Below are 24767 nucleotides of genomic sequence, written 5' to 3' on the forward strand. Positions count from 1 at the left end.
GCGCCCGCACCCGGCCACAGCCCCCGGCGCCCGTCCCCGGTGCCCGGCCCGGGTCCGGTTCCTTCCATGCTCCCTCCGGTCCCGCGCGAGGGCGACACAGCTTCGCGAACCCCCACTCCCGGACCGTGCGCAACAGCCGAACAAGCAGCACCATAGTCATGTAAAAGGACGGAACCCATGGATTCTGTGCGAAGCGGCCCGGATCCCCTCGCGTCCGCCACGTCCTCCGACGCGCGCGAGCTGTTCGACGCGTCCACCGACGCGGCCGTGGTGCTCTCCGGCCGCGGCATCGTGCTCGGCTGGACCCGGGGCGCCGAGGACCTGCTCGGCTATCCGGCACGGGAGGTCGTCGGCCGGCCCGCCGCGCCCCTGGCGGCCATGCCGGAGGACCCCGTACGCATCGCCGCGATCGCCGAACGCTGCCGCACCGGCATGGGGTGGAGCGGCCTCATCCCCGTACGGCACCGCGACGGCCACCGGATCGAGGTCGACCTGAGGGTGTCCGCCGTCTTCCGCATCGGCGGCGACGAGTGCTTTCTGCTCTCGGCGCGCGAGCGGCGGCAGCGGTGGACGGTGGGCGAGTCGGTCCTCGACGGGTTCCTGACCCGCTCGCCGGTCGGCATGGCGGTGGTGGACCGGCAGCTGCGCTACGTGTGGCTGAACGACACACTGGAACGCCTGGGCGGTGTGCCCCGGGAACAGCGGCTGGGGCGCCGGCTGAGCGAGCTGCTGCCCGGGCTCCAGACCGACACCCTCGAAGGGCTGATGCGGAAGGTCCTGGCGACCGGGGCCCCGGTCACCGACTACGAGTACGTGGGATGGAGCTGGTCCGACCCCCACCGCCAGCACGCCTACTCCACCTCGTTCTTCCCCTTGGTGGACGCGGACGAGTCGGTCACCGGCGTCTGCTACATGGTTCTTGACGTCACCGAGCGGTGGAACGCCCGCCAGTTGCTGTCGCTGGTCAACGAGGCCGGCACCAGCATCGGCAGGACGCTGGACGTGATCCGCACGGCCCAGGAGCTGGCGGACTTCGCCGTGCCCCGCCTCGCGGACTTCGTCATCGTCGACCTCCTGGAACCCGTCCTCAGTACGGTGGGACACGGAGCGTGGCTGACCGACGCGGGACCGGCGTCGGCGCGGCCGGTGATGCGCCGCGCCGGGATGAGTTCGGTGCGGGAGGGCTGCCCGGAGGCCGTGGCGCGGATCGGGGACCGGGTGGACTTCCTGCCTCCGCCGCGCGACCCGGGCATGCTCATCAGAGGCGAGCCGACGCTGGTTCCGGTGCTCGACCCGACCGACGGTCTCTGGATCGCGGAACAGCCGGCCTGGGTCGACCGCATCCGTGAGTTCGGACTGCACTCCCTCATCTCCGTGCCGATGCGCGCCCGGAACACCGTCCTGGGCCTCACCACCTTCGTCCGCTCGGTCAACCCCGTCTCGTTCCAGCCCGACGACGTCCTGGTGGCCCGGGAACTGGTGGCGCGGGCGGCGCTGTGCGTCGACAACGCCCGCCGCTACACCCGCGAGCACGCGGCGGCCGTCACCCTGCAGCGCAGTCTGCTGCCCCACGCCCTGAGCGGCGGCACCGCGCTGGAGGTGGCCTCGCACTATCTGCCCGCGGACCCGACGGGCGGAGTCGGCGGTGACTGGTTCGACGTGATCCCGCTGTCCGGCGCCCGCGTGGGCCTCGTGATCGGCGACGTGGTCGGCCACGGCATCACCGCCGCGGCGGCCATGGGCCGGCTGCGCACCGCCGTACAGACCCTCGCCGACATGGAGCTGCCGCCCGACGACCTGCTGGCCCATCTCGACGACCTCGTGCTGCGGCTCAGCGAGGAGACGACCTCCGAGGAAGCGGCCGACGACGGCGCGAGCGCGTTCCTCGGCGCGACCTGCCTGTACGCCGTCTACGACCCCGTCACCCGGCGGTGCGCCATGGCCCGGGCCGGTCATCCGCCGCCCGTCGTCGTCACCCCGGAGGGACACGCCGACTTCCCCACACCGCCCGCCGGTCCGCCGCTCGGGCTGGGCGGGATCGGGTTCGAGGCCGGCGAGATCGAACTGCCCCCGGGCAGCCTCTTCGGCCTCTACACCGACGGCCTGATCGCGGCGGCCGACCGCGACATGGAGGTGGGCATGGCCCGGCTCGGCGAGACCCTGGCCCGGTCCGGCACCGACCTGGACACCCTGTGCCGGACCGCCGTCCAGCGCCAGGTGTCCGGCCCCCAGACCGACGACATCGCCCTGCTCCTGGCCCGCACCCACGCCGTACGGCCCGGCCACGTCGCCTCGTGGGACGTCTCCCCGGACCCGGCCACTGTCGCCGAGGTCCGAGCCCGCGCCACCCGCCAGGTGGAGGCATGGGGCTTCGGGGAACTGGCCATGACGACGGAACTGATCGTCAGCGAGCTGGTCACCAACGCGATCCGCTACGCCGCCCCACCGATCCGCCTGCGTCTCCTCCGTGACGCCCGCCTGACCTGCGAGGTCGCCGACGGCAGCAGCACCGCCCCACGGCTGCGGCACGCCCGCGTCACGGACGAGGGCGGCCGGGGTCTGTTCCTGGTGGCCCAGCTGGCCCATCGCTGGGGAGCCCGGTACACATCCGACGGGAAGATCATCTGGGCGGAACTGGAAGTTCCGTGAGCGGAAGTTCACCTCTGAGGGGGCCCAAGGGGCTCGACCGACGGCCTCCTGCGCCGCCCCGACTCCGCCACGCTCGACGCGCACTCCCGCCTGGCCGTCCAGCAAGGCGGCGTCGACGGTGCGGCCCAGGGGGCCTGGACGTCTTCCACGGGTTCCCGTCGCCCAGGCAGGGGTCGGCTTCATCGGCGTGGTGCCGGACCAGCGAGGTCACGGCCACCCCTACGGCCTGCCCGCCGAGTGGGAGGGGCCCACTTCCCGGCCGGGGCGGGGGCACCGGGTTCGCCCCCGCCCCGGCCGCCTAGTCCGTCCCGTTGACCAGGCGGGCCTCCGCCGCGGCCAGGATCTCGGTGACCCGGAGGCCGAACGCGGCGTCGCAGGAGTGCGGCCGGCCGGTGCGGGCCGCCCGCACCAGCGCGTCCGCGGCCCGGGCGAGCGCGGGGACCGCTCCCTCCGAGCTCCCCGGCAGAACCGTCACCCCGGCCTCGCCGCGCAGCTCCACGTCGGCCCCGGCCGCCGCCGGCGGGGCCGACAGGCTGAGCGTGAGGGTGCTCGACGCGCCGGTGGCGTGGTCGAGGACCAGGTGCACGGTGTCCGCCGGACCGTGCGCCGCCGCCACCACGTGCCGTACGTCGCCGAGGACCGGCAGCAGCACCGACAGGGCGTGCGGGCCGACGTCCCACAGCGCGCCCTTCTCCCGCCGCCACGGCGAGTCCGCGAACGGGCTGTCGCTGGTGAACACCGCCCCCAGCCACTGGGCCCGCGCCGTGAACCAGCCCGCGACGGCGGCCTGTTCCTCGATCCAGGCCTCCGGCTCCTTCTGGAAGCGCGCGGTGAGGAACACCACGGACGCCACCCCGGCCCGCTCCACCGCCTCCGCCACGGCCCGCCCCTCGGCGACCGACAGGGCCAGCGGCTTGTCCAGCAGCAGATGACGGCCCGCCTGGGCCGCCCGCACCGCCAACTCGGCCTGCGCGGACGGCGGCAGGGCCACCGCCACCGCGTCCACGTCGGCCAGCAGCGCGTCCACGTCGGCGTACGCGGCGACGCCGTACTGCTCCGCGAGCGCCGTGGCCGCCTCCGGCCGGCGGCCCCACAGCCCGGCGAACTCCAGACCGGTGTGCCCGGCGAGGGCGGGTGCGTACGCCGCCCGCGCCCACGGCCCCGTCCCCAGCAGTCCGATGCGCATGTCGCGTTCCCTTCCACGAACCGTTCTTAGTGCCGTTCCCCGCACCCTCAAGAGGTTGCGCTCCGGTCGCCCTCCGCACACCTGCGGCCCGGAGCGGCCTGCCCCGCGAGCCAGTCGGCGATGGTGGCGGCGATCGGCTGGCCGGTGTCCATCTCCACGAAGCCGAACTGGCCGGACTGGTTGCACTCCAGGAACCACCAGATCCCGTCGGCGTCCTCCGCGAAGTCGAAGGCGCCGTACGCCAGTTCCGCGCCGGCCATGTAGCGCAGCACGCCCTCGGCGACGCGCGGCGGCACGTCCGCGGGCAGCCAGGGGGAGACCGACGGGGCGAAACGCACGTCCACGTCGTCCGGATGGGCGTCCGGATCGGCGGGCTTGCGCGCGGCCAGCAGGGTGCCTCCGACGACGGTGAGCCGGATGTCGGCCCGCTTGGCGACCCGCCGTTGCAGCAGCGTCGGCCCGAAGGCCACCGCGGTGAAGTCGGCGTCCGGTGCCACCCGGCTGGTCGGCACCGCCCGGGGCGGCTCCTGCGGATGCGCGCCGGAGACCGGTTTGACCACCAGCTCCGGGAAGCGTTCCGCGAACTCCCGCGCGGCCTGCGGGAACGTCGTGATGAGGGTGGCCGGCACCGGCAGGCCGCTGCGCTGGGCCAGGTGCAGCTGCCAGGGCTTGTGCCGGGCACGGCGGGCGGCGTCCGGATGGTTCATCCAGCGGGCGTCGCTCCACCGCAGCATGCCGTACAGCGCCTGCGCCGACTCCTCCGTCAGCCAGGCGGACGGCTGGGCGGCGCGGGCGGCCGGGGCTCCCGGCCTGCGCACCCAGATGGAGCGCAGGCCGTTCATGCTCACCAGGCGCCCGCCGACGGACAGATGTCCCCGGCAGGCGCCCTGCACGTACTCGCCCGACAGCGCCACCCCGTTGGTCAGATCGGCGGGATCGAGCCGGACGACGGGCACCCCGGCCTCGCCCAGCCGGAGGACCACCATGTCCGCCGTCACGTCCTCTTCACTGGTCAGGATGAGCACGGTCATCTGTCGAAGCCCGCGGTTCAGTCGTCGAAGTGCGTCTTGGAACCGGCCGTCGAGGTCGTGGTTCCCAGCGCTCTCAGAGTCACGTGGTCGGTGGCGGCGATCCGCCCGTCCGGGAGGACGTTCAACTGCAGTCCGGAGTCGTACGCGTACGGTGCGGTGACGTCCAACTGCACAACGGGGCGCGCGTAGTTGAGCGTGAACGGTTGCATGGTCTCTCCCTGATTAGGCTTTCACGTCCTTATACGAGTCGAACGGGTGATTGGTTTCCTTACGCTCCGTGATCGCAGCTCGGAAGGGTGGCCCGGCGGGGTCATCCCGCGAGCGCGTTCCGCGCCGCCGCCAGGGCCTGTTCGGCGTATCCCCGTCCGAACAACACCGCGTGCACCAGCAGCGGGAAGAGCTGGTGCAGCCCCACCCGGTCCCGCCAGCCGTCGGCCAGCGGCGCCGTCTGCTGGTAGCCGGCGAGTACCCGGTCCAGGTGGGGACAGCCGAACAACCGGAGCATCGCCAGGTCGGTCTCGCGGTGACCGCCGTGCGCGGCCGGGTCGATGAGCCGGACCTCGCCGTCGGCGCCCCACAGCACGTTCCCGTTCCACAGGTCGCCGTGCAGCCGGGCGGGCGGCTCCGGCGGACCCGCAAGCTCCGGCAGCCGGGCGCAGACCTGCTCGAACACGGCCGCCTCGCCCGGCCGGAGCGTGCCGCTGTCCACCCCGGCGCGCACATAGGGCAGTACCCGGTGCTCGGCGTACCAGCGGGGCCAGTCGGTGCCCGGTGCGTTCCGCATGGGGGCGCGGCCGATCCAGGCGTCCTCCGGACCGTCGGGCGGCGGTGCTCCGAGGTGGGGCGCGCCGGACGCGTGCAAGGCGGCCAGGGCCTGGCCGAAAAGCATCGCCGCCGCGGGGTCGGGGGAGCCGGTCGGCACCCGTTCGGTCACCATCCAGTGCTCGTCGTGCCCGAGCACCGCCGGCACCCGCACCGCGTCCGCGGCCGCCAGCCAGCGCAGCCCCGCCACTTCGGCGCGCACCGCCCGCGGACCGTCGCCACGCTTGACCATCACCGGCGTTCCGCCGTCCAGCAGTACTTCGGCAGGTGACCCCGACCCCCGCCGGGCCCCGGTGACCGGCCGCCCGGTGAGCCGGGCCGCCACCTGTCCTGGATCCTCGTCTCGGTTGACCACGGCCCCAGGGTACGACCCGCAATCAAGGCCGCTCGCCGGGCACTTCAACCGTTGATACGACTGTTTTCAGCCAAACCCAGGCGGTAACTACCCGTATTGATCTCGTACCGCTAGCGTGAGGGCGCCGCGTCGCCACACCGGGGGCACAGGGCCCCCCAGGGACTAGCGCGCGGCGGAGGATCTCCCCCGTGACCACAGCATCCGTGCTGATGGCCGACGTCTTCGAAGTCCAGCCGTACACCTCCCACTGCGAGGTCATCCTCAGCGAGGGTGCGCACGCCGTGATCGGTGTGTCCCCGGGCAACAGCTACTTCTCCGCCCGGCGCCTGCACGACCTCGCCCGCTGGGGGCTGGACCACTTCGACCGGGTCGACTTCGTCTACACCGACCTGTACGTCGCCGAGATGTACGAGGCCTCCGGCTATCCGCCGGACGAGGCCCGCCGCAAGGCCGTGAAGAACCTGCGCGGAGTGCGCGCCAAGGTCCGTGACGCGGTGTCGGCGGCCGACCCGGACGGCGTCCGGCTGGACTGGCATCCGATGTCCGAATTCCGTACCAACCCCGCCTACCAGGAGATCCACCGGCAGCTGAAGGAGCGGCTGGTCTCCGACGGTGCCTTCCGGTCCGTCTGCGAGACCCTGGTGAATCGTTTCCTCGCAGCGCGCGGCGAGACGCCGACCGAGCGGCAGCGCGACGTGTGCCTGGAGTACGTGTGCGCCGAGGCCCCGCTGTTCCTGGACACCCCGGCCATCCTCAAGGTGCCGTCCTCGCTCAACTGCTACCACCAACTCCTGCCGATGGCCGAGCTGTTGTACTCCCGCGGCGCCGGCCTGCGTGCCTCCCGCAACCAGGGCCACGCCATCGTCACGCCCACCGCCCTGGAAGGAGCAGCGGTATGACCACCGCCCCCGACACCCGCACCGACCACCCCCCTTTGCCCGCATTCCCGTTCTCCTGGGACGGCACCCGGGTGCCCGCCGAGGTCGCGGAGCTGCGCGAGGCCACCCCGGTGCGGCGCGTGCGGACCATCGCCGGCGACGAGGCCTGGCTGGTCTCCTCCTACGAACTGTGCGCGCAGGTACTCAAGGACGACCGGTTCTCCCTCAAGGACACCTCCGCACCCGGCGTTCCCCGCCAGTACGCGCTCACGATCCCGCCCGAGGTCGTCAACAACATGGGCAACATCACCGGGGCGGGGCTGCGCCGCGCGGTGATGAAGGCGCTCAACCCCAAGGCACCGGGGCTGACCGACTGGCTGCGCGCCGAGGCCCACCGCCTGGTGGACCTGATCGTCGCCGACGGGCCGACGGCCGACCTGCGCGGGGCGTTCTGCGAGCCGTACTCGGCCGGGATGCACTGCCGCATCCTCGGTATCCCGCAGACCGAGGCCCCCGCCTTCCTGCGCAGCCTGGACATCGCCTTCATGAACTCGCCGTGTCCGATCACCGGCGCGCGGCTCAACTGGGACCGGGACATCGCCCGGATGACGGCCCTGCTCGACGACCCGGCGACGCACGGCCTGATGGGCGAACTCGCCGCCCTGCGCGACGACCCCGACTACGCGCACCTGAGCGACGAGATGCTGGCCACCGTCGGCGTCACCCTGTTCGGCGCCGGTGTCATCTCCACCTCGGGCTTCCTCGCCATGGCCCTGGTCTACCTGCTCACCCATCCCATCGCCCGCGACCTGCTGCGGGACCGCCCCGACCTGATCGGCCCGGGCGTGGAGGAACTGCTGCGGGTGAACCTCTCCATCGGCGACGCCCTGCCCCGCCTCGCCCTGGAGGACGTCCGGCTCGGCGACGTCGACGTCCGCGCGGGCGAACTCGTCCTCGTCCTGGTGGAGGGCGCCAACCTCGACCCGGAGAAGTTCCCCGAACCGCACCGCTTCGACGTACACCGCGACAACACCGCCGACCACCTCTCCTTCGGCGGCGGCGCCCACTACTGCCCCGCCACCGCGCTCGGCCGCGCGCACGCCCGCATCGCCCTGGAGGTCCTGCTCGACCGGCTGCCGGACCTCGCCCTCGCGGTCCCGACGAGCCAACTGGTGTGGCGCACCGGGTTCATGAAGCGGATCCCCGAGCGGCTGCCGGTGACCTGGTAGCCCGCGGCACCCCGCCCACCGTACGGCGTCCCCGGCCCGGCACCCCGGGCGGGAGCGCCGGGGCCGGAGCCCCCTCAGCGGCCGACGGGTAGGTCCCCCCGGTCGGACTCCCGGCCGGCAGCAGTCCCGAGTCGCCGACCGTGCGGGCCCGCGGTTCCAGCAGTGCGGCCAGGCGTCCGGTCCGTGCGTGTTCCACGGCTCCTCGGCTTCCGCGCGTGGCCTGCCCTCGGGGGCGGGAGGGAACCGTCCGCCTCAGCGGCCGACGGGGTACGTTCCCCCGGTCAGTCCCACCGGGTTCCCGGCTGGCAGCAGTCCCGAGTCGCCCACCGTGCGGGCCGGCGGTTGCAGCAGTGCGGCCAGGCGTCCGGTCCGTGCGTGTTTCACGGCTCCTCGGCTTCCGCGCGTGGCCTGCCCTCGGGGGCGGGAGGGAACCGTCCGCCTCAGCGGGCGACGGGGTACGTTCCCCCGGTCAGTCCCACCGGGTTCCCGGCCGGCAGCAGTCCCGAGTCGCCGACCGTGCGGGCCAGCGGTTGCAGCAGTGCGGCCAGGCGTTCGCTCCGTTCGGCGCCGAGCGTGTTCCACGGTCCCTCCGCCGCCGCGTCGGTGCGCGCCTCGGCCTCCGCGCGCAGGGCCGCCCCCGCGGGCGTGAGCGAACCGTCCGCCGCGAGCCGGCCGTCCGCGCGCAGCCGCTCCACGGCCGCCGCCCAGTCGTCCTCCGGCCACGTCCGCGTCTCGCGCAGGAAGGACCCGTCGGACTCGCCGGCCGCCGCCTTGAGCACCATGGCCTCGACGGGCCCGATCCCCAGGCCGACCAGCACCGCCATATGGGAGTCGCCCCGGTGCTCGCGCAGGGTCGTCAGCGCCTGCCACAGGCGTGCGGTGGGCCGGTCCGGGCGCTCCAGCGCCTGGTTGGCGGCGCCCAGCACCCGGCCCGCGGTGTCCGCGCCGGCGGCGGCCTCCCAGGCGAGGTCCGCGGCCTCCGCGAACGCGGCCGATGCGACGGTGTCCGCCCCGAACAGCCGGGTCATCGCCGCGTCCACCGCCTCCCGGCGGGCCGCCAGCGCGTCCGCCGGAGCGGCGTACGCCCAGGCGTCCGGCAGTGCCCGGGCCACCCGCGCGGGGTGGAAGACGTAGAAACAGCTCGTCACCACGGACGGGGGCGCCGCGCCGAGCGGGGCGGCGCGCAGCGCGAAGTAGCCCATCCAGAATCCGCGCAGTCCGAGCCCGTCCGCCGCCCGGTGCGCCTCCGGTGCGAAGTACACGAGCTGGTGCACCGGTTCGTACCGCTCCCACAGGGGCCGTGCCATTCCGTCCGCCACTGCTTGCTCCCGCCGCTTCGGCCTGCCGTGCTGTCGGCACCAGCCTGCGTTATGACAGCGGTCATAACAAGAGGGCGGGGGGCTCGGCGTCACCCGGCCCGGACGCGGCCCACGGCGTTTCCGAGCAGCTCGGTGAGCCACCCGGCCCCGGCGGGCCCGGCCGTCAGTCGCAGCGGCATCTTGTCGGCGCCGTCCGGCACCGGGAAGGTGGTGAGCCGAAGGGCGCGGCACCGGCCGCCGTGGTGACCGGATACTCCGTCACCGTCTCCGCCCCGGCGCGCGCGGGAACGGCGACCACGGCGACGGCGACCAGAGCACCGGCCCACGCGGCGGCCGGTCGCCGGAGGCGTCGTCCGTACCGGACGGTCACGGCCAGGGCGCACCTCCTTCGCGCGATCACTCCGGCAGGCGTACGACCGCTTCGGCGATTGGCCCGTTCGAGGGGTCCCGGACCCGGCGCGCTGGGGCAGACGGGTGGCGTGGTGACCCGGCTGGGCGGCTCGGATGGTGGGAGTCAGGGGCCTCACTGACGGTGGTTCATGTCGGGGCCGGGTCCACCCAGCTGATGAGGTATCCGCTGCCCGGTCACGGCGGAAGGACATCACTATGCGCTCTGCCCGCATGTTCCTGGCAACGGCGGCTGCCGCCGCCGCCCTGGCCTTCGCCACACCCGGCGCCGCGTTCGCCGTACCGGCCGAGCGCGACGGAGGCGGGGACGACTCCTCGTACAGCAAGGAGCACGACAGCGACTCCGACCGTGAGGACAAGGGATCCGACAGCGACCACGACAAGGACTACGGCAACAAGCGCGGCTCCGGGCGGGAACACGACGGGCCGCGCGGCGGAATGCACACGGGTGGCGGAGCCCTCGCCGCGGTGCGCAGCGACGACTGGGGCTCGGGCGACGACAGCCGCTTCGACCCCGAGAGCTACAAGGACAAGGGCCGCGACAGCGGTGAGGAAAGGGGCGACAAGAGCGAGAAGGGTGACAAGAGCGAGAAGGGCGAGAGAGGCGAGAGGGGTGACAAGGGCGACAAGAGCGAGTGGGGTGACGACCACGGGAAGCCGCGTGGTGGCATGCACACCGGCGGCGGCGCGCTCGCCACGCCGGGTGTCACCGCGGGCGGCCTCGCCGTGCTCGCCGTAGGCGCCGCCGGCGCGTACACGCTGCGCCGCAAGAAGGCCGCCGAGCCGGTGTCCTGACGGGCCGGTACGTCCCAGGGGCTGCGGACGCCGTCGGCGCGCGCACCGCGTCGGCGGCCCGCGCCCCCTGCGCCCCGCCCCGGATGCCGGCCCCGGCCGCGTCCCGTTCCCGTCCCGACCCCCGTGCTGCCCTGCTCGAGCGAGGTGGTGTCCGATGGCAGCAGATCCCTCCTCCCCGACCCCCTCAGGACCGGCAGCGGCCGCCGGCCGCGGCGGGCGGCTCACGCTGTGGGGCGTGGCGGCCGCCTTCCTCGCCGTCAGCATGTTCGGCGGTCATCACCAGCCGGACGACACGCCGCAGGCGCCCCGGGCCTCGGGCACCGGCGCCTCGGCACCGGTCGGCCCGCGGGACGTCGGCGAGTCACTGCCCCGGTCCGCACCGACCCGGCTGCGCATCCCGAAGATCTCCGTGGACGCCCCCTTCACCACCCTGTCCATCGGCGCCTCGGGCCAGTTGCAGCCGCCGCCCGCCGCCGACACCAACCTCGTCGGCTGGTACGCCGGCGGCGCCTCGCCAGGCGAGGAGGGCACCGCGATCATCGCCGGGCACGTCGACACGGTGACCTCCGCTGCCGTCTTCGCCGGCCTCTACGAGCTGGAGCGCGGCGACCGGTTCTCCGTGGAGCGGGCCGACGGGCGCACGGCCGAGTTCGTCGTGGACAGCGCCGAGACCTTCGCCAAGGACGACTTCCCCAGCAAACGGGTGTACGCGGACGCCTCGCGCCCCGAGGTCCGGCTCATCACCTGCGCCGGGGATTACGACCACACGGTGCGGGACTACACCGACAACCTGGTGGTCTTCGCCCACCTGGTATGAGCCGCCGGGGGTACGGTCAGGCGGCACGGCCGGCGAAGGGGCCGTCCGGAGAGAACGCCAGCGCCGCGAACCGTTCGCCGATCCGACGGTGGCCGGCGGTGTCCGGGTGGAGGCCGTCGGGCAGCGGCAGTTCGGCGAAGTCGGCCTCGCCGTACAGCTCCCGGCCGTCCAGGTAGTGCAGAGCCGGATCCTCGGCGGCCCGCTCGCGCACGATCCTGGCCAGCTCCTCCCGGACCGCCTCCAGGGTGAGCTTCCCGGCCGCCCGCTCCGCCGGATCCCCCGTGGCCCGGTACCGCAGCCGCCCCTCGCTCAGGGTTGCCAGGTCGATCGCGGTGGGGCCGGGCGTGTCCTCGTGCAGCGGGCACACGACCGGGGATACGACGAGCAGCGGGGTGTCGGGGTGGCCCTCGCGGACGGTGTCGAGGAAGCCGTGCACGGCGGGCCCGAAGGCGCGCAGCCGCATCAGGTCGGTGTTCACCAGGTTGATGCCGAGCTTGACGCTGATCAGGTCGGCGGGCGTGTCGCGCAGCGCGCGGGCGGTGAACGGGTCGAGCAGCGCGCTGCCGCCCAGCCCGAGGTTGACCAGCTCCACCCCGCCCAGGGACGCGGCCAGCGCCGGCCAGGTGGTGGTGGGGGTCGCCGCGTCGGAGCCGTGGCTGATCGAACTGCCGTGGTGCAGCCACACCCGCCGGCCCCGGTCCGGTACGGGCTCGACGGGGGCGTCGGTGCGCAGCGCGACGAGTTCGGTCGTCTCGTTGTGCGGCAGCCAGATCTCCACGTCCTTGGCGGTGTCCGGCAGGCCGGTGAACCGCACGGTGCCGACCGGCCCGGGCCGGTGCTCGGCCGAGCCGGTGCCCAGGTCGATGGTGAGGGTGCTGCCCTCGGCGAGGGAGGCGCTGCCGGCCGGGCGTCCGTCGACGAGCAGGTCGTACACGCCGTCCGGGCGGGGCGGTGCGCCGACGTAGACCCGCTTGGTCGGCAGGGTGTCCAGTTCGACGGTGGTGGCGTGGGTGCGGAAGACCAGCCGTACGCCGGCGGGCTGGGACTCCACCAGGGCCAGCTGCGGGTCGGCGCACTGGGCGCGGGCCCGGGCGGGCAGCCGGTGCGGCAGCAGGCCGTGCGCGGTGCGCTCCAGTTCGAGGGCGCCGCGTATCAGGGCGGCGGTGAGGGGGGTGGTGTGCATCATGTCTGCCTGCGTCCAGGGGCTCAGGGGTGGGCGGGCCAGTTGCGCAGCAGGGAGTCGAGGGCATCCAGGATCCGGGTCCACGACTCCTGCGAGTCGGGCGCGCTGTGACTGAAGCCGCCGGCCGCCTCCAGGCTGACGTAACCGTGGAAGACGCTGCCGAGGAGGCGGACCGCGTGGGTCTGGTCCGGCTCGGCCAGGTCGTAGCCGCGCAGGATCGCCCGGGTCAGCTGCGCGATCCGGACGCCCGCGCTGCCGGCCGCGGTCGCGGGGTCCAGCGGGTGCCGGGCCGCCGCGTAGCGGCCGGGGTGGGTGCGGGCGTAGTCCCGGTAGACGTGCGCGAAGGCGGCGAGGGCGTCCTTCCCGGACCGGCCCGCCAGCGCCTCGGCGGCACGGTCGGCCAGCTCCTCCAGGGCGAGCAGCGCGATCCGGGTCTTCAGGTCCTGCGAGTTCCGCAGGTGCGAGTACAGGCTCGCGACCTTGACGTCGAACCGCCGGGCCAGCGCGGACACCGTCACCTGGTCGAAGCCGACCTCGTCGGCCAGCTCCGCGCCGGCGTGGACCAGGCGTTCGGTGGTCAGGCCCGCACGCGCCATCATCGCTTCTCCCGTCTGTCGGAAAGGATTATGTAACTTCCTAAAGGGTTTAGGCAAACGGGATCAGTATGTAGGTCGTGATCAGCCGCCCGTGGACTCGCGGACGACGAGGGAGAACGGGCCGACGAACTCCTCCTGGTCCGCCGGCGGGCCCCCGCGGCCCATCCGCGCGACCAGCAGCTCCACCACCCGTCCGGCCATCAGGTCGTGGTCCGGATCCACCGTGGACGGCGAGGGCACGAGGGGGCGGACGGCGGCTGCCCGGTCCTCCGGCGGCACGGGGGACACCCACTTTTTTGTGGGTACTTGGCAGCTCCCGGCCGCCCGGGAGAGTCTGTTCACCGAGGTCAGGGGCTGCCGCGGGACAGAAGGAGGTGACAGCGGCGGCGCCTCAGGACGCCGCCTCGCGTTCGTGCTCGCCCTCGCGTTCCCGCAGCCGCTCCAGACGGCGGTGGCCCCACTCGGCCACCGGGTTCAGCGCGGTGGCCAGGTCGCGGCCGAACGCGGTCAGCGAGTACACGGTCTTCGGCGGCAGCACGTCGTGCACCTCCCGGTGCACCACGCCGTCCTCCGCCATCTCGCGCAGCGCCTGGGTCAGCACCTTCTCGGTCAACCCGGGCAGCCGGCGGCGCAGTTCGCCGGGCCGGCGCGGGCCCGACTCCAGCAGCCACAGCAGCGACGTCTTCCACTTGCCTTCGATCACGGCGATCGCGGCGGTCACTCCGCAGACGTTCGGGTCCTGGGCACGGCTGCGCGTCATCGTCGTCCTCTTCGATTCCTCACGGCCGCTCGGCCGCCTCGTCCACACCGCATACGCTCACCACGTACGGGAGTTGCAACATGTCCACCTCGTCGAATCTTCCTGCCGTCACCGTGCTCGGTCTCGGCCCCATGGGCCGGTCGCTGGCCGGCGCGTTCCTCACGGCCGGCCTGCGCACCACGGTCTGGAACCGCACGCCCGGCAAGGACAGTGAGCTGGCCGCACTGGGGGCGACCGGCGCCGCCTCGGCCGAAAAAGCCGTCGCCGCCTCGGAGTTGACCGTGGTCTGCGTGGTGAACCAGGAAGCCGCCGACGCGATCCTGCGCCGTGCCGACGTCACCCGCGCGCTGAAGGGCCGTACGGTGGTGAGCCTGACCGCCGACACGCCGGAGCGGGCCAGGGACACCGCCCGGTGGGCGGCGGAGCACGGCATCGGCTACCTGGACGGGGCGATCATGACGCCGGCGCCCAGCATCGGCACCCCGCAGGCCGTCTTCCTGCACAGCGGCCCGCGCGACCTCTACGAGCAGCACCGGCCGGTGCTGGAGCGGCTCGGCGGGACGCACACCCACCTGGGCGAGGAGATCGGGCGCGCCGCCACCTTCGACATCGCGCTGCTCGACATCTTCTGGACCGCGATGGCCGGGTACGCGCACGCCGTGGCGATCGCCCGGGCGGAGGGCGTCACCGCCCGGGAACTGGCCCCCTTCGCCCAGGGCATCGCCGCGATCCTGCCGCCGCTGTTCGACCAGTTCGCCACGGACGCCGACGACGGCACCTACTCCGGCGAGATCAACCCCATCACCTCGGCCGCCTCCACCATGGCCCACGTGGTCGACGTCTCCGAGTCCCACGGCATCGACGCGGGCGTGATGCGCTCGGTGGAGGGTCTGGCCCGCCGGGTCATCGGCCTCGGCCACGGCACGGACGGGTTCATGCGGGCGGCGGAGGTACTGGGCCGCCACTGAGCCCTCGCACGGGGGCCGGCGGGGCGAGCGGTGACGGGCCCGTGGGTGGGCCGAGACCGAAATGTAGCCGCTCGCCGCACGGCCCCGGACCAGCCCGGCAGACCACCACGAGCGGGGGAAGGTCCAGGTCCGGGCCCGCGCCCCCGCGGCCGTACCCTGGCGCAGCTGCGACTTGTGCCCGGGGCGGAGCGATGGAACGCTTCGGTCCGCCGGGCGCGGGTGGGGACGGGAAGGGGACCGATGGAGCTGGAGCTGCGGCATCTGCGGGTGCTGTGCGCGATCGCCGACGCGGGCAGTGTGGGCCGCGCCGCAGCGCAGCTGGGCTACTCGCAGCCCGCCGTGAGCACCCAGCTCCGGCGCATCGAACGCCACCTGGGCGAGCCGCTCTTCGAGCGCGGACCGAGCGGGGTCCGGCCGACCCGCTACGGCGCCGAGGTCGTCGCACAGGCCCGGGACGTCCTCGTACGGGCAGCCGCGATCGGGCACCGCCCGCCCGCCGCCCGCCCTCGCCGGACCCTGCGCGTGGCCGCGACCAACTCGCCGGTGCTGTCCGGCACGGTCTCCCGCGTCCGCACCCGGCTGCCCGAACTGACCCTCTCGGTCACCAGCGTCTACGCGTCCTCGCGGATCGTGGAGCTGCTGGAGGAGGGCGCGGTGGACGCCGCGATCGCCGCCGACTACCCGGGCATGGAGCTACGGCACTCGACCGCCGTACGGCACCGCGGCATCGTCACCGAACCCACCTTCGTCGCCCTGCCCGCCCGGCACCGGCTCCGGCAGAGCGCCCAGGTGCAGCTCGCCGATCTCGCCGACGACGCCTGGTTCGTGACCCCGGACGACGGAGCCGGCTGGCCCGGGGTGTTCTACGACGCCTGCGCGGCGGCCGGGTTCACGCCGATGACCGTGCACGAGTGGCTCGGCGACCAGACCCAGCTGCAGAGCATGATCGCCGACGGTCTCGGGGTGTCCCTGGTACAGCCGACGCTGCGGCCGATCCCGCACGTCGCGGTCAAGCCGCTGGCCGGCTCCCCGCTGTGGTGCCGCTATGTGCTGGCCTGGCGGCCGGACACCGTCGCCGACGACGTCGTGGAGACGGTGTTCCAGTCCGCCACCGCCGCGTACCGCGATCTCGTCGCCCAGGCACCGCACCTGCGCACCTGGGCCTCGCGCACCTGGAGCACCACCGGGGCCTAGGAACGGGGCCGAGCAGGTCACGGGCGTGCCGCGATGTTATGAGCGGCCAGTGCCATGTGCTATGTCACACGCCATTGTTGGCGCGGGCAGTGCGCTGGGACAGTGCCTCACACGCCTCAACACCCCACAGAGGCGCATCCCTTCGTGGAGGAATCCAGATGCGCTATCGCTTCGCGCTGCCCGGACGCACGCCGAGAGGCACGGCCGGCCGCATCGCCGGCGCCGCCGCCGTCTGCGTCACCCTGGCCGGCCTGCTGTCCACGCCGGCGCTGGCGGCACCCCGGCCGCACCCCGGCACGGCCACCGCCACCGCGCCCCGCGCGCACCTCGCCGTGCCGTCGCCCGCCGCAGCGTCCACCGCCGCGACCGAGCACCCCGCGACTCAGGCCAGGCGCCTGAGCCCGGTCCAACTCCCGCCGCGGCAGCCGATGTCCACCAAGTCGGCCGGAAGCGCGGCGAAGGCCGCCGCCTGCACCCCGGCCGACTTCGGCAGCCGTACCGGCTCCGCCCTCGTCGCCTACGTCAAGGCGGCGACCCCGGACTGCGTCAACACCCTCTTCTCGGTCACCGGAACGGACGCGCGCGCCGTCTTCCGCCAGGCCCAGATGCTGACCGTGGCGAACGCGTTCACGCGCACCGCCGGGCAGTACCGCGGCGACAACACCGGCAGCCTGCTGCAACTGGTCCTGTTCCTGCGCGCCGGCTACTACGTGCAGTTCAACCACCCCGCAGACGTGGGTGCGTACACCTCGCGCCTCACCACCGCCGTCACGAGCGGCATGGACGCCTTCTTCGCCCGCTCCCACTCCCGTGACGTCTCGGCGGCCAACGGCGACATCCTCGGCGAGACCGTCATCCTCACCGACAGCGCCGACCAGCAGGACCGCTACCTGTACGTCTACCGGCGGTTGCTGAACGCCTACGACAGCTCCTACGACTCGATCGACAGCATGATCAGAGCCGTCAACGACGTCTACACGCCCCTGTGGCGCGGCAACTGGAACCCGCGGTACGTCCGGGCCGTCGAGGCTGACCCGCGCGTCATCGACACCCTGTACGACTTCGCGCTGGCCAACACCGACCAGCTCGGCACCGCCCTGGCCTTCCTGGACTCCAACGCCGGGATGAACCTGGCCCGTTACACCGAGCACCCCGAACTGCGGGAGGACGTACGGCCGTTGACCAAGGACCTGCTGGACCGGACCGCAATCACCGGTCCGACGGCCGGGCTGTGGGTCGCCGTGGCCACGCAGGCCGCCGCCTACGACCAGGACAACTGCGCCTACTACGACGTCTGCAACCTGCCGGACAAGCTCGACAAGGCCGTCCTGCCCGTCACGCGCCACTGCGACGCGAACGTGACCGTCCGGGCCCAGGCACTCACCGCGCCCGACCTCGACGCAGCCTGCGCCAGCGTGCTCCGCCAGGACGCCTACTTCGGCTCGGTCGTCAGGGCCGACGGCCGGATACCCGGGCAGTACGCCTCCACCCTCCGGCTCGTGGTCTTCGCCGGCCGCACCGACTACCAGACCTACGCCGGCGCGATGTACGGCATCAGCACCGACAACGGCGGCATGACGCTGGGCGGCGACCCGTCGGACCCGGCCAACCAGCCGATGTCGATCATGTACCAGAAGAACTACGACGACGGCTTCCCGGCCCGGATCTGGAACCTCAACCACGAGTACACGCACTTCCTGGACGCCCGCGACGACATGAAGGGCGACTTCGGGCGGCAGATCTCCGTGCCGGACGTGTGGTGGATCGAGGGCATCGCCGAGTACGTCTCCTACAGCTACCGCGGCCTCGCCGACGACCAGGCGGTCCAGGAGGCCGGCAAGCACACGTACAAGCTCAGCACCCTGTTCGAGAACACCTACGACAACAGCGACGTGACCCGTACCTACCCGTGGGGCTACCTCGCCGTGCGCTACATGCTCGAGAAGCATCCCGACGACGTCCAGCGCATGCTCGCCCGCTTCCGCGTCGGTGACTACGCCAGCGGATACGCCGTCTACCACGACGGCATCGGCACCCGCTACGACGCCGACTTCGACCAGTGGCTCACGGCGTGTGCCGCGGGCGCCTGCGCCCGGCCGGCCGCGGCCTGACCGCACGCACCCGGCGGAGCGGCCGCCGACCGGAGACCCCGGTCGGCGGCCGTACGCGTGCGCTGGGCCCGGCGGATCAGACCGCCGTCACCGGGAACGTCGGGTACTCCACGCCCGAGACGTGCTGGACGACCCGGACGACCTGGCAGGAGTAGCCGAACTCGTTGTCGTACCAGAGGTAGAGGATCGCGTTGTCGCCGTCGACCTTCAGGGCGCCGGCGTCCACGATCGAGGCGTGGCGGGAGCCGATGAAGTCGCTGGAGACCGCGTCGGGCGCCGTGATGAAGTCGATCTGGCGCTTGAGCGGCGAGGTCAGCGACACCTCGCGCAGGTAGTCGTGGACCTCCTCGCGGGTGGTCTCGCGGGCCAGCTGGAGGTTGAGGATCGCGATCGAGACGTCCGGCACCGGGACGCGGATCGAGCTGCCGCTGATCTTCGCCTTGAGGTCGGGAAGCGCCTTGGCGACCGCGGAGGCGGCGCCGGTCTCGGTGATCACCATGTTGAGCGGCGCGGAACGGCCCCGGCGCTCGGACTTGTGGTAGTTGTCCAGCAGGTTCTGGTCGTTCGTGAACGAGTGGACGGTCTCCACGTGGCCGCGCAGCACGCCGTACTCGTCGTCCATGGCCTTCAGCGGCGGGACGATCGCGTTGGTGGTGCAGGAGGCGCAGGACAGGATCTGCTCGTCCGGCTTGATGGTGTCGTGGTTGACGCCGTGCACGATGTTCGGGACGTCGCCCTTGCCCGGCGCGGTCAGCACGACCTTCTCGATGCCGGGGCGCAGGTGCTTCGACAGGCCCTCGCGGTCGCGCCACTTGCCGGTGTTGTCGATGAGGATGGCGTCGCGGATGCCGTACTCGGTGTAGTCCACGTGCGACGGGTCGTCGGCGTAGATCACCTTGATGGCGTTGCCGTTGGCGACGATCGTGCTGCTGTCCTCGTCCACGGTGATGGTGCCCTGGAACTGGCCGTGGATGGAGTCGCGGCGCAGCAGCGAGGCGCGCTTGACGATGTCCTGGGCGCCGCCGCCGCGCACGACGATGGCGCGCAGGCGCAGGCCGTTGCCGGAGCCGGCCTTCTCGATCAGCAGGCGGGCGACGAGGCGGCCGATGCGGCCGAAGCCGTACAGGACGACGTCGCGCGGTTCGCGGCGCTCGATCTTGTTGGCACCGGTGGCGCCGGCGACCGCCTCGGCGGTGAACTCGGCCACGCTCAGGCCGCGGTCGTCGGCCTTGTAGGTGGTGGCCAGCATGCCGAGGTCGATCTGGGAAGGTCCGAGGTCGAGGGCGGTCAGGGCCTCGAGGAACGGCATGGTCTCGGTGACGGACAGCTCGGCGCCGGCGATCTGCCGGGCGAAGCGGTGCGTCTTGAGGATGCTGACCACCGACTTGTTCACCAGGGAGCGGCTGTGCAGCAGGACGGTCACGTCCCGCTCGCGGTGCAGCTTCCCGATGAGCGGGATCATCGACTCCGCGATCTCCTCGCGGATCTTCCAGTTGGTGAACGAGTCGTCGTTGACAGTCACAGGTCCATCTTTCGAGCTAGGCAGCGCTCATATGATAACCACACCCTGATCAGGCTCTGAGCTGGGGGTGGCCGTCACCCCGGGTGCGTCCGGATTCGTGAATAGGGGTGGAACTGCGTAGGAAACCCGGGTCGTGAATTGCACCTGCTCGTAGCCGTGACCAAGGTCGACAACGTGAGTACCTCCTCCGTGCCGCGGCCCGAGCCGACGGCCCCCGCCGGGCCCCTGCGCCGCCCCCGGCTGCCGCGGCCGGCCGCGGCCGGCTCGCCACAGGGATTTCTGCCGGCCCTCGCCCTGTTCGCGTGCCTGCGGCTCGCCGGGATCCTCGCGGTGATCCTCACGAACGAGCTCCGCGGGCACCCGCTGGTCAGGAACCTGGCCCACTCCTGGGACTCGCGCTGGTACCTGCACATCGCCACGCACGGGTACGGCCACCTCATCTATGTCACTCCCACGGGTGCCGTCCAGACCGACTGGGCGTTCTTCCCGCTCTATCCCGCGCTGATCCGGGCGCTCACCACCGTCCTGCCGCTCACCCCCGGCCAGGCCGGCCTGCTCATCGCCTGGACGGCCGCGGGCGTGGCCGCGTACGGCGTCTACCGCGTCGGGCACCTCCTGTACGGACGGGGCGTCGCCACCGTGCTGGTCGCCCTCTGGGCCGCCCTGCCGCACGCGGTCGAACTCACCCTCGCCTACACCGAGTCGCTGTTCGCCGCCCTCGCCGCCTGGTCCCTGTACTGCGTGCTCAGGGGCCGCTGGCTGTGGGCCGGCACCCTGGCCGCGCTCGCGGGCCTGTCCCGGCCCAGCGGCTTCGCGGTGGCGGTGGCCGTCTCCCTCACCGCCGGGTACGAGGCGCTGCGCCGGCGCGGCCGGGCCCCGGCGCGGCTGTGGGCCGGCGCGCTCCTGGCCCCGCTCGGCTGGCTGGGCTATGTGCTGTGGGTGGGCAGCCGCACGGGAGACGTCCTCGGCGGCTACTTCTCGGTCCAGAGCGCCTGGGGCTCCCGCTTCGACTTCGGTGTCGGCTCGGTGCGCTTCCTCAAGGCCCTGCTCCTGCACGGAGGCGGCGTCGTCTACCCCGCGGCCCTCCTGATCGTCGCGGCGAGCGTGCTGCTGTTCGTGCTGCTGTGCCTGGAACGCGCCCCGCTGGCCCTGGTGGTCTTCTCCGGCGTCCTGGTCCTGCTCGTGCTCGGCGGTGCCGGCTCCTTCTCCTCCAAGCCGCGGTTCCTGCTGCCGGCCTTCCCGCTGCTCATCCCGATGGCACGGGGCCTCGCCCGGACCTGGTGGCTGCGCCGGTCCCCGGCGGTGGTGGTGTACGGCGCCCTCGCCCTGGTCTCCCTCCTGACCGGCGCCTACGTGACGGCGGTGGCCCACTCCCCACTGTGAGCCACCGCCCGGCTCACGCGGGCTGTTCCGGGCCGGACCGAGCGGGGCGCCCGCGCTCGGCGCACGCGGCAGCACCGACGGCGCCGCGTCCCGCACTGAGGTCGACGGCCGGGGCCGCCCGCTGGTTCGGTCTTCGGCCCGTGTCGCCTGTCAAGGGCGCCTCGTCGTCGCTCACACGATGCGCGGCGCGCACCCTGGAGCGGCCGGGATCGATCACGGTCGGCCGGCTCAGCGGGCCCGTATGCGTATTTCGTTGGCCTCGCGGCGCCGTCGCCGCATAGTGTCCCCGCAACCCAGGAGGTGAGGGCCGGTGGCCACGTACGGCACGATATTGATTCCCGTGCCGCTCGAACAGGCGGCCCCCGTCCTGCGCGAGGTCTGCGCGGCCGGCTACGCGACCCCCGCCGGGCCGGGATTCTGCCTCGTCCATCCGGACCGGTTCGTCGATGAGAACGACGTGTTCGCGCTGGCCGGGCCGATCAGCGCCGCAGTGGGCGCTCCGGTGCTGGCGGCTTTCCAGTACGACGGTGACCGGCTGGAGTTGGAGGTCTGGCGTGACGGGGTTCGCGCCCACCGCTACGACTCCTGGCCTGGCCGGGACGACGAGGACGCCAACGACACTCCCGTGGGCGCGGACCCCGCTGCGTTCCTGGCCTTCGCCGCGGGGCCCGTCGACGGCCACCGCCTGGCCTCCGCGCTCGCGGACACCCCGATCGACATGGAGGACATGGACGTCGACGGCGAGCCGGGGTACGTCTGGGCCCAGGCCCTGCACCGGGACGTGCTGTGCGCGCTGGGCCATCCGGACCGGGTGATCGACCGCGCGCGGTGGGACTACTGCCACATGTGCCGCGCGCCGCAGATGGTCGCGAACGCGCTGGACCGTACGGAACTCATCGTCCTGGGCGCAGCCGAGCACCCGTTCTGAAGCCTCGCCCGCGTGCTGGAGGAGTCCGCTTCGCCGCGCCGGAAGTGGATCGGGCATCGGCCGCGGTGACATGATCGGCCGGAGCCGACGGGGAAGGTGGCGCCGATGAGACTGCACACGCACGAGTGGGGGACCGGCGACCGGATCGCCGTCCTCGTCCACGGAATCATGTCCGACCACCGCACCTGGCACCGGGTCGCCCCCGTCCTCGCGGCCAAGGGGTACCGCGTCATCGGCGTGGACCTGCGCGGGCACGGCGCGAGCGGGCGGGGCGAGTACAGCCCCGAGACCTGGGCCGGCGACCTCGTCGAAACCCTCCCCGCGCGGCCGGAGTTGGCGATCGGCCACTCGCTCGGGGCGATGGCGCTGGCCGGTGCCGTCGAACGGCTGGCACCCGCCCGGGCCGTCTACTGCGACCCGGCCTGGGAGCTGCGCAAGGAACTGGTCGAGGCGTCCGTGTACTTCACCGTGTTCAAGACCGCGAACCGCACGATGATCGGCAGCCTCAATCCGCGCTGGGACGACACCGACGTGGACATCGAGCTGGCCACGCTCGCCGACTGGGACCCCGCCACGGCCCTCGTCCTCCCGGACGTCTACTCGGTCAGCCGCACGCCGGCGCGCCCGGTGGTGCCCTCGCTGGTGCTGCTGGCCGGTGCGAGCGACCTCGTACGGCCCGGCCTCGGCGCGGAGCTGGTGCGGCGGGGTTTCGAGGTCCGGACCGTCGAGGGTGCCGGGCACACCCTGTACCGCGACGACTTCGACGGTTTCATGGGCGCGCTGGACGGCTGGATCTGAGGGGGGCTCAAGCCCCCGCGGGACGACTGTCGTACGGTCAGCGGGGGTTGAAGATCACGCTGGCGAAGCGGGTACCGCCGGGCGCCGAGTGGCCGGGGGCGAGCCGCAGGGCGGACCCCTTGCACTTCTTCTTGGTGTAGATGACCAGCGGCTTCTTCGTCGCGTTGCGGGCGGCGCGTGCCTCCTGGGCCATGTCGAAGCACTTGTGATCCGGCGGGCTGTCGATGGCGTACACCTTGCCCTGGGGCCCGATCCAGAGGAACGTGCCGTCGGCGGCGAGTGCGGAACCCGCGGTGGTCAGGGCGAGGGCGAGACCGCCGAGTACGGCGGCGAGCGGACGGCGCAGGCGCATGGGGTGTCCTTCGCGAACGGTGACGGGTGAGGAGCGGACCGATGCCGCACCCGTAATCTCCCACTCCGGTTCCGTCCGGCCCCGCAGCCCACACGGGCAGGTCCACCGTCCGGGGGACGGCGGCGGACCTCCGCTGACGGTGCCGTTCCCGGCGCCCCCGGTGCGAAGCGCGCGAATCGGGGTAGTCGAGGGGACGCCCGAGGAAAGGACCCGTCTCATGACGACCTACGTGATCAGCGTCCCCGGCACCTTCACCACCGGGGTCGAGGCCGGTACCCGGACCCGGCTGGCCCAGGCGCTCCGGCCCGCCGATCCGCACGGCACCCGCATGGGCAACGCCGAGGACCTGGACGTGCTGAGCGTCAACGACGACAACACCTTCACCCTCCGCCTGACCGTCGAGGCGGACACCGGCCCGCACGCCGAGGAGGAGGCGCGCCGGCTCGCGGACTCGGCGCTGCGGGACGCGGGACTGGACGAGCGGACCGCGCCGCTCGGCCCCGCGGTGATCACCGGCATCGACTCCGAGGTCCGCTGACGAGCCTCGCCCCAGGGCACGATCATGCTGTTTCGGTAAAATCTAGACGTTTGCCAGAAAGGCAGGCGACCGGCCCGCCCCCGAGCCACCGCCCCGCCGGAAGTGATCGATGCCCCGCAAGCGCTCCACGGACGAAGGCGACGAGCTGCTGGCCAGACTCGGTTCGCTCACCGCCCAGGCGCGTCAGCGGGCGGAGGTGCAGCGCACCCAGGTCGAGCTGGCCCTCGCCCTGCAGCGCGGCATGCTGCCGAGAGACCTGCCGACCGCCCCCGGCCTGCATCTCGCGGTGCGCTACACGCCCGCCAACCTCGGTCTCAACGTGGGTGGCGACTGGTACGACGCCTTCACCATGCCGGACGGCCGGATCGGGCTGTCCATCGGTGACGTACAGGGCCACAACATCGAGGCCGCGGCCTTCATGGGCCAGGTCAGGGCCGGACTGCGGGCGCTCGCCTCCGTCACCGGCGACCCCGGCGAACTCCTGGCCCGCACCAACGACCTGCTGCTCTCGCTGGGCAGCGAGCTCTTCGCCACCTGCACGTTCATGCGGCTCGACCCGGCCACCGGAGTGCTGGAGAGCGCCCGGGCCGGCCACATACCCTGCGTGTGGGCCACGGCGGACGGAAAGTCCGGCGTCGTCGACGACGAGGGCGGGCCGCCGCTCGGCATCGAGCGGGGCATCGAGTTCCCGGTGACCCGGCACCGGCTCACCACCGGCGGAGTGTTCGTCCTGCTCACCGACGGGGTCGTGGAGGGGCCGTCGCTGACCATCGAGGACGGCCTCGACCAGGTGGTGCGGCTCGCCGGCATCGCCGCCGTCGCCGGTCTGGAGGCCCGCGCGCTCGCCGCGGCCGTGATCAAGGGCGCCGAGAGCGTCGGACACGAGGACGACGCCGCCGTCCTGGTCGTGGGCGTGGACGGCCCCGGCACCCCGCCCTGAACCGG

24 protein-coding genes are annotated in these 24767 nt (G+C 73.0%); 13 read left to right on the top strand and 11 right to left on the bottom strand.

Annotation, left to right across the window (positions count from 1 at the left end):
- Positions 1-177: 177 nt before the first annotated feature.
- Positions 178-2649 carry a SpoIIE family protein phosphatase gene (locus ACIP4Y_RS31405; RefSeq protein ID WP_401399029.1) on the top strand — a complete coding sequence of 824 codons (2472 nt, stop codon included), beginning with the start codon at positions 178-180 and terminating at the stop codon, positions 2647-2649.
- 298 nt (positions 2650-2947) lie between these two features.
- Here the strand turns inward: ACIP4Y_RS31405 and ACIP4Y_RS31410 are convergent, their stop codons facing one another.
- From ACIP4Y_RS31410 to ACIP4Y_RS31425, 4 genes are all read right to left on the bottom strand, one after another.
- The gene (locus ACIP4Y_RS31410; protein WP_401399030.1) at positions 2948-3835 is read right to left on the bottom strand and encodes a Gfo/Idh/MocA family protein; all 888 of its coding nucleotides are present in this window, start codon (positions 3833-3835) and stop codon (positions 2948-2950) included.
- A gap of 47 nt (positions 3836-3882) precedes the next feature.
- Positions 3883-4866 (bottom strand): ATP-grasp ribosomal peptide maturase, encoded by a 984-nt coding sequence (tgmB, locus tag ACIP4Y_RS31415; RefSeq protein ID WP_401399031.1) that lies wholly within the window; start codon positions 4864-4866, stop codon positions 3883-3885.
- 17 nt (positions 4867-4883) lie between these two features.
- The gene (gene tgmA, locus ACIP4Y_RS31420) at positions 4884-5075 is read right to left on the bottom strand and encodes a putative ATP-grasp-modified RiPP (RefSeq protein WP_358638898.1); all 192 of its coding nucleotides are present in this window, start codon (positions 5073-5075) and stop codon (positions 4884-4886) included.
- 101 nt (positions 5076-5176) lie between these two features.
- On the bottom strand, positions 5177-6013 hold the full coding sequence (locus ACIP4Y_RS31425) for a fructosamine kinase family protein (RefSeq protein ID WP_401399208.1): 837 nt from the start codon (positions 6011-6013) through the stop codon (positions 5177-5179).
- Between the two features lie 218 nt (positions 6014-6231).
- Between ACIP4Y_RS31425 and ACIP4Y_RS31430 the strand changes: the two genes are divergently transcribed.
- Positions 6232-6942 (top strand): tRNA-dependent cyclodipeptide synthase, encoded by a 711-nt coding sequence (locus ACIP4Y_RS31430; RefSeq protein ID WP_401399032.1) that lies wholly within the window; start codon positions 6232-6234, stop codon positions 6940-6942.
- Positions 6939-8150: a cytochrome P450 gene (locus ACIP4Y_RS31435; protein WP_401399033.1), complete on the top strand. Its 1212-nt coding sequence runs from the start codon at positions 6939-6941 to the stop codon at positions 8148-8150. Before ACIP4Y_RS31430 ends, ACIP4Y_RS31435 begins: the two co-directional genes overlap by 4 nt.
- A gap of 440 nt (positions 8151-8590) precedes the next feature.
- Here ACIP4Y_RS31435 and ACIP4Y_RS31440 read toward each other — a convergent pair whose 3' ends face one another.
- Entirely contained in the window at positions 8591-9457 is an 867-nt protein-coding gene (locus ACIP4Y_RS31440; protein WP_401399034.1) for a hypothetical protein, read from the bottom strand.
- 618 nt (positions 9458-10075) lie between these two features.
- Here ACIP4Y_RS31440 and ACIP4Y_RS31445 point away from each other — a divergent pair.
- The gene (locus ACIP4Y_RS31445) at positions 10076-10672 is read left to right on the top strand and encodes a hypothetical protein (RefSeq protein WP_401399035.1); all 597 of its coding nucleotides are present in this window, start codon (positions 10076-10078) and stop codon (positions 10670-10672) included.
- Positions 10673-10826: 154 nt separating this feature from the next.
- On the top strand, positions 10827-11489 hold the full coding sequence (locus ACIP4Y_RS31450) for a class F sortase (protein WP_358638886.1): 663 nt from the start codon (positions 10827-10829) through the stop codon (positions 11487-11489).
- A 16-nt stretch (positions 11490-11505) separates the two neighbouring features.
- Here ACIP4Y_RS31450 and ACIP4Y_RS31455 read toward each other — a convergent pair whose 3' ends face one another.
- From ACIP4Y_RS31455 to ACIP4Y_RS31470, 4 genes are all read right to left on the bottom strand, one after another.
- Positions 11506-12672: a GDSL-type esterase/lipase family protein gene (locus tag ACIP4Y_RS31455; RefSeq protein WP_401399210.1), complete on the bottom strand. Its 1167-nt coding sequence runs from the start codon at positions 12670-12672 to the stop codon at positions 11506-11508.
- Between the two features lie 23 nt (positions 12673-12695).
- Positions 12696-13268, bottom strand: a complete 573-nt coding sequence (locus tag ACIP4Y_RS31460; protein ID WP_401399212.1) for a TetR/AcrR family transcriptional regulator — start codon at positions 13266-13268, stop codon at positions 12696-12698.
- Positions 13269-13349: 81 nt separating this feature from the next.
- A complete protein-coding gene (locus tag ACIP4Y_RS31465) occupies positions 13350-13556 on the bottom strand; it encodes a substrate-binding domain-containing protein (RefSeq protein ID WP_401399036.1) in 207 nt (68 codons plus the stop codon).
- Positions 13557-13659: 103 nt separating this feature from the next.
- Positions 13660-14028 carry a winged helix-turn-helix transcriptional regulator gene (locus ACIP4Y_RS31470; RefSeq protein ID WP_401399037.1) on the bottom strand — a complete coding sequence of 123 codons (369 nt, stop codon included), beginning with the start codon at positions 14026-14028 and terminating at the stop codon, positions 13660-13662.
- An 80-nt stretch (positions 14029-14108) separates the two neighbouring features.
- Here ACIP4Y_RS31470 and ACIP4Y_RS31475 point away from each other — a divergent pair, with 80 nt between their 5' ends.
- The 3 genes from ACIP4Y_RS31475 (at position 14109) to ACIP4Y_RS31485 (ending at position 18301) form a co-directional block, all read left to right on the top strand.
- Positions 14109-14996: an NAD(P)-dependent oxidoreductase gene (locus ACIP4Y_RS31475; protein WP_401399038.1), complete on the top strand. Its 888-nt coding sequence runs from the start codon at positions 14109-14111 to the stop codon at positions 14994-14996.
- Between the two features lie 240 nt (positions 14997-15236).
- On the top strand, positions 15237-16190 hold the full coding sequence (locus ACIP4Y_RS31480; RefSeq protein ID WP_401399039.1) for a LysR family transcriptional regulator: 954 nt from the start codon (positions 15237-15239) through the stop codon (positions 16188-16190).
- 158 nt (positions 16191-16348) lie between these two features.
- The gene (locus tag ACIP4Y_RS31485) at positions 16349-18301 is read left to right on the top strand and encodes a collagenase (protein ID WP_401399040.1); all 1953 of its coding nucleotides are present in this window, start codon (positions 16349-16351) and stop codon (positions 18299-18301) included.
- Between the two features lie 76 nt (positions 18302-18377).
- Here the strand turns inward: ACIP4Y_RS31485 and ACIP4Y_RS31490 are convergent, their stop codons facing one another.
- Entirely contained in the window at positions 18378-19823 is a 1446-nt protein-coding gene (locus ACIP4Y_RS31490) for a glyceraldehyde-3-phosphate dehydrogenase (protein ID WP_401399041.1), read from the bottom strand.
- Positions 19824-19979: 156 nt separating this feature from the next.
- On the opposite strand from ACIP4Y_RS31490, the gene ACIP4Y_RS31495 reads away from it, so the two are divergent.
- The 3 genes from ACIP4Y_RS31495 to ACIP4Y_RS31505 all read left to right on the top strand — a co-directional run bounded on the left by ACIP4Y_RS31495 (position 19980) and on the right by ACIP4Y_RS31505 (position 22932).
- Complete coding sequence (locus ACIP4Y_RS31495; protein WP_401399042.1) at positions 19980-21206, top strand: hypothetical protein; 1227 nt, start codon at positions 19980-19982, stop codon at positions 21204-21206.
- 310 nt (positions 21207-21516) lie between these two features.
- Positions 21517-22134, top strand: coding sequence for a hypothetical protein (locus ACIP4Y_RS31500; protein WP_401399043.1), 618 nt, complete (start codon positions 21517-21519; stop codon positions 22132-22134).
- A 105-nt stretch (positions 22135-22239) separates the two neighbouring features.
- On the top strand, positions 22240-22932 hold the full coding sequence (locus tag ACIP4Y_RS31505; RefSeq protein ID WP_401399044.1) for an alpha/beta fold hydrolase: 693 nt from the start codon (positions 22240-22242) through the stop codon (positions 22930-22932).
- A 37-nt stretch (positions 22933-22969) separates the two neighbouring features.
- On the opposite strand, the gene ACIP4Y_RS31510 is transcribed toward ACIP4Y_RS31505, so the two are convergent.
- Positions 22970-23284 (bottom strand): hypothetical protein, encoded by a 315-nt coding sequence (locus ACIP4Y_RS31510; protein WP_358638862.1) that lies wholly within the window; start codon positions 23282-23284, stop codon positions 22970-22972.
- 217 nt (positions 23285-23501) lie between these two features.
- On the opposite strand from ACIP4Y_RS31510, the gene ACIP4Y_RS31515 reads away from it, so the two are divergent.
- Both ACIP4Y_RS31515 and ACIP4Y_RS31520 read left to right on the top strand, forming a co-directional pair.
- Entirely contained in the window at positions 23502-23822 is a 321-nt protein-coding gene (locus ACIP4Y_RS31515) for a hypothetical protein (RefSeq protein ID WP_358638859.1), read from the top strand.
- Between the two features lie 109 nt (positions 23823-23931).
- Positions 23932-24762, top strand: a complete 831-nt coding sequence (locus tag ACIP4Y_RS31520) for a PP2C family protein-serine/threonine phosphatase (protein WP_401399045.1) — start codon at positions 23932-23934, stop codon at positions 24760-24762.
- Positions 24763-24767: the final 5 nt, after the last annotated feature.

Origin of the sequence: Streptomyces sp. NPDC088810, assembly GCF_044750305.1 — a bacterium.
GTDB lineage: Bacteria > Actinomycetota > Actinomycetes > Streptomycetales > Streptomycetaceae > Streptomyces.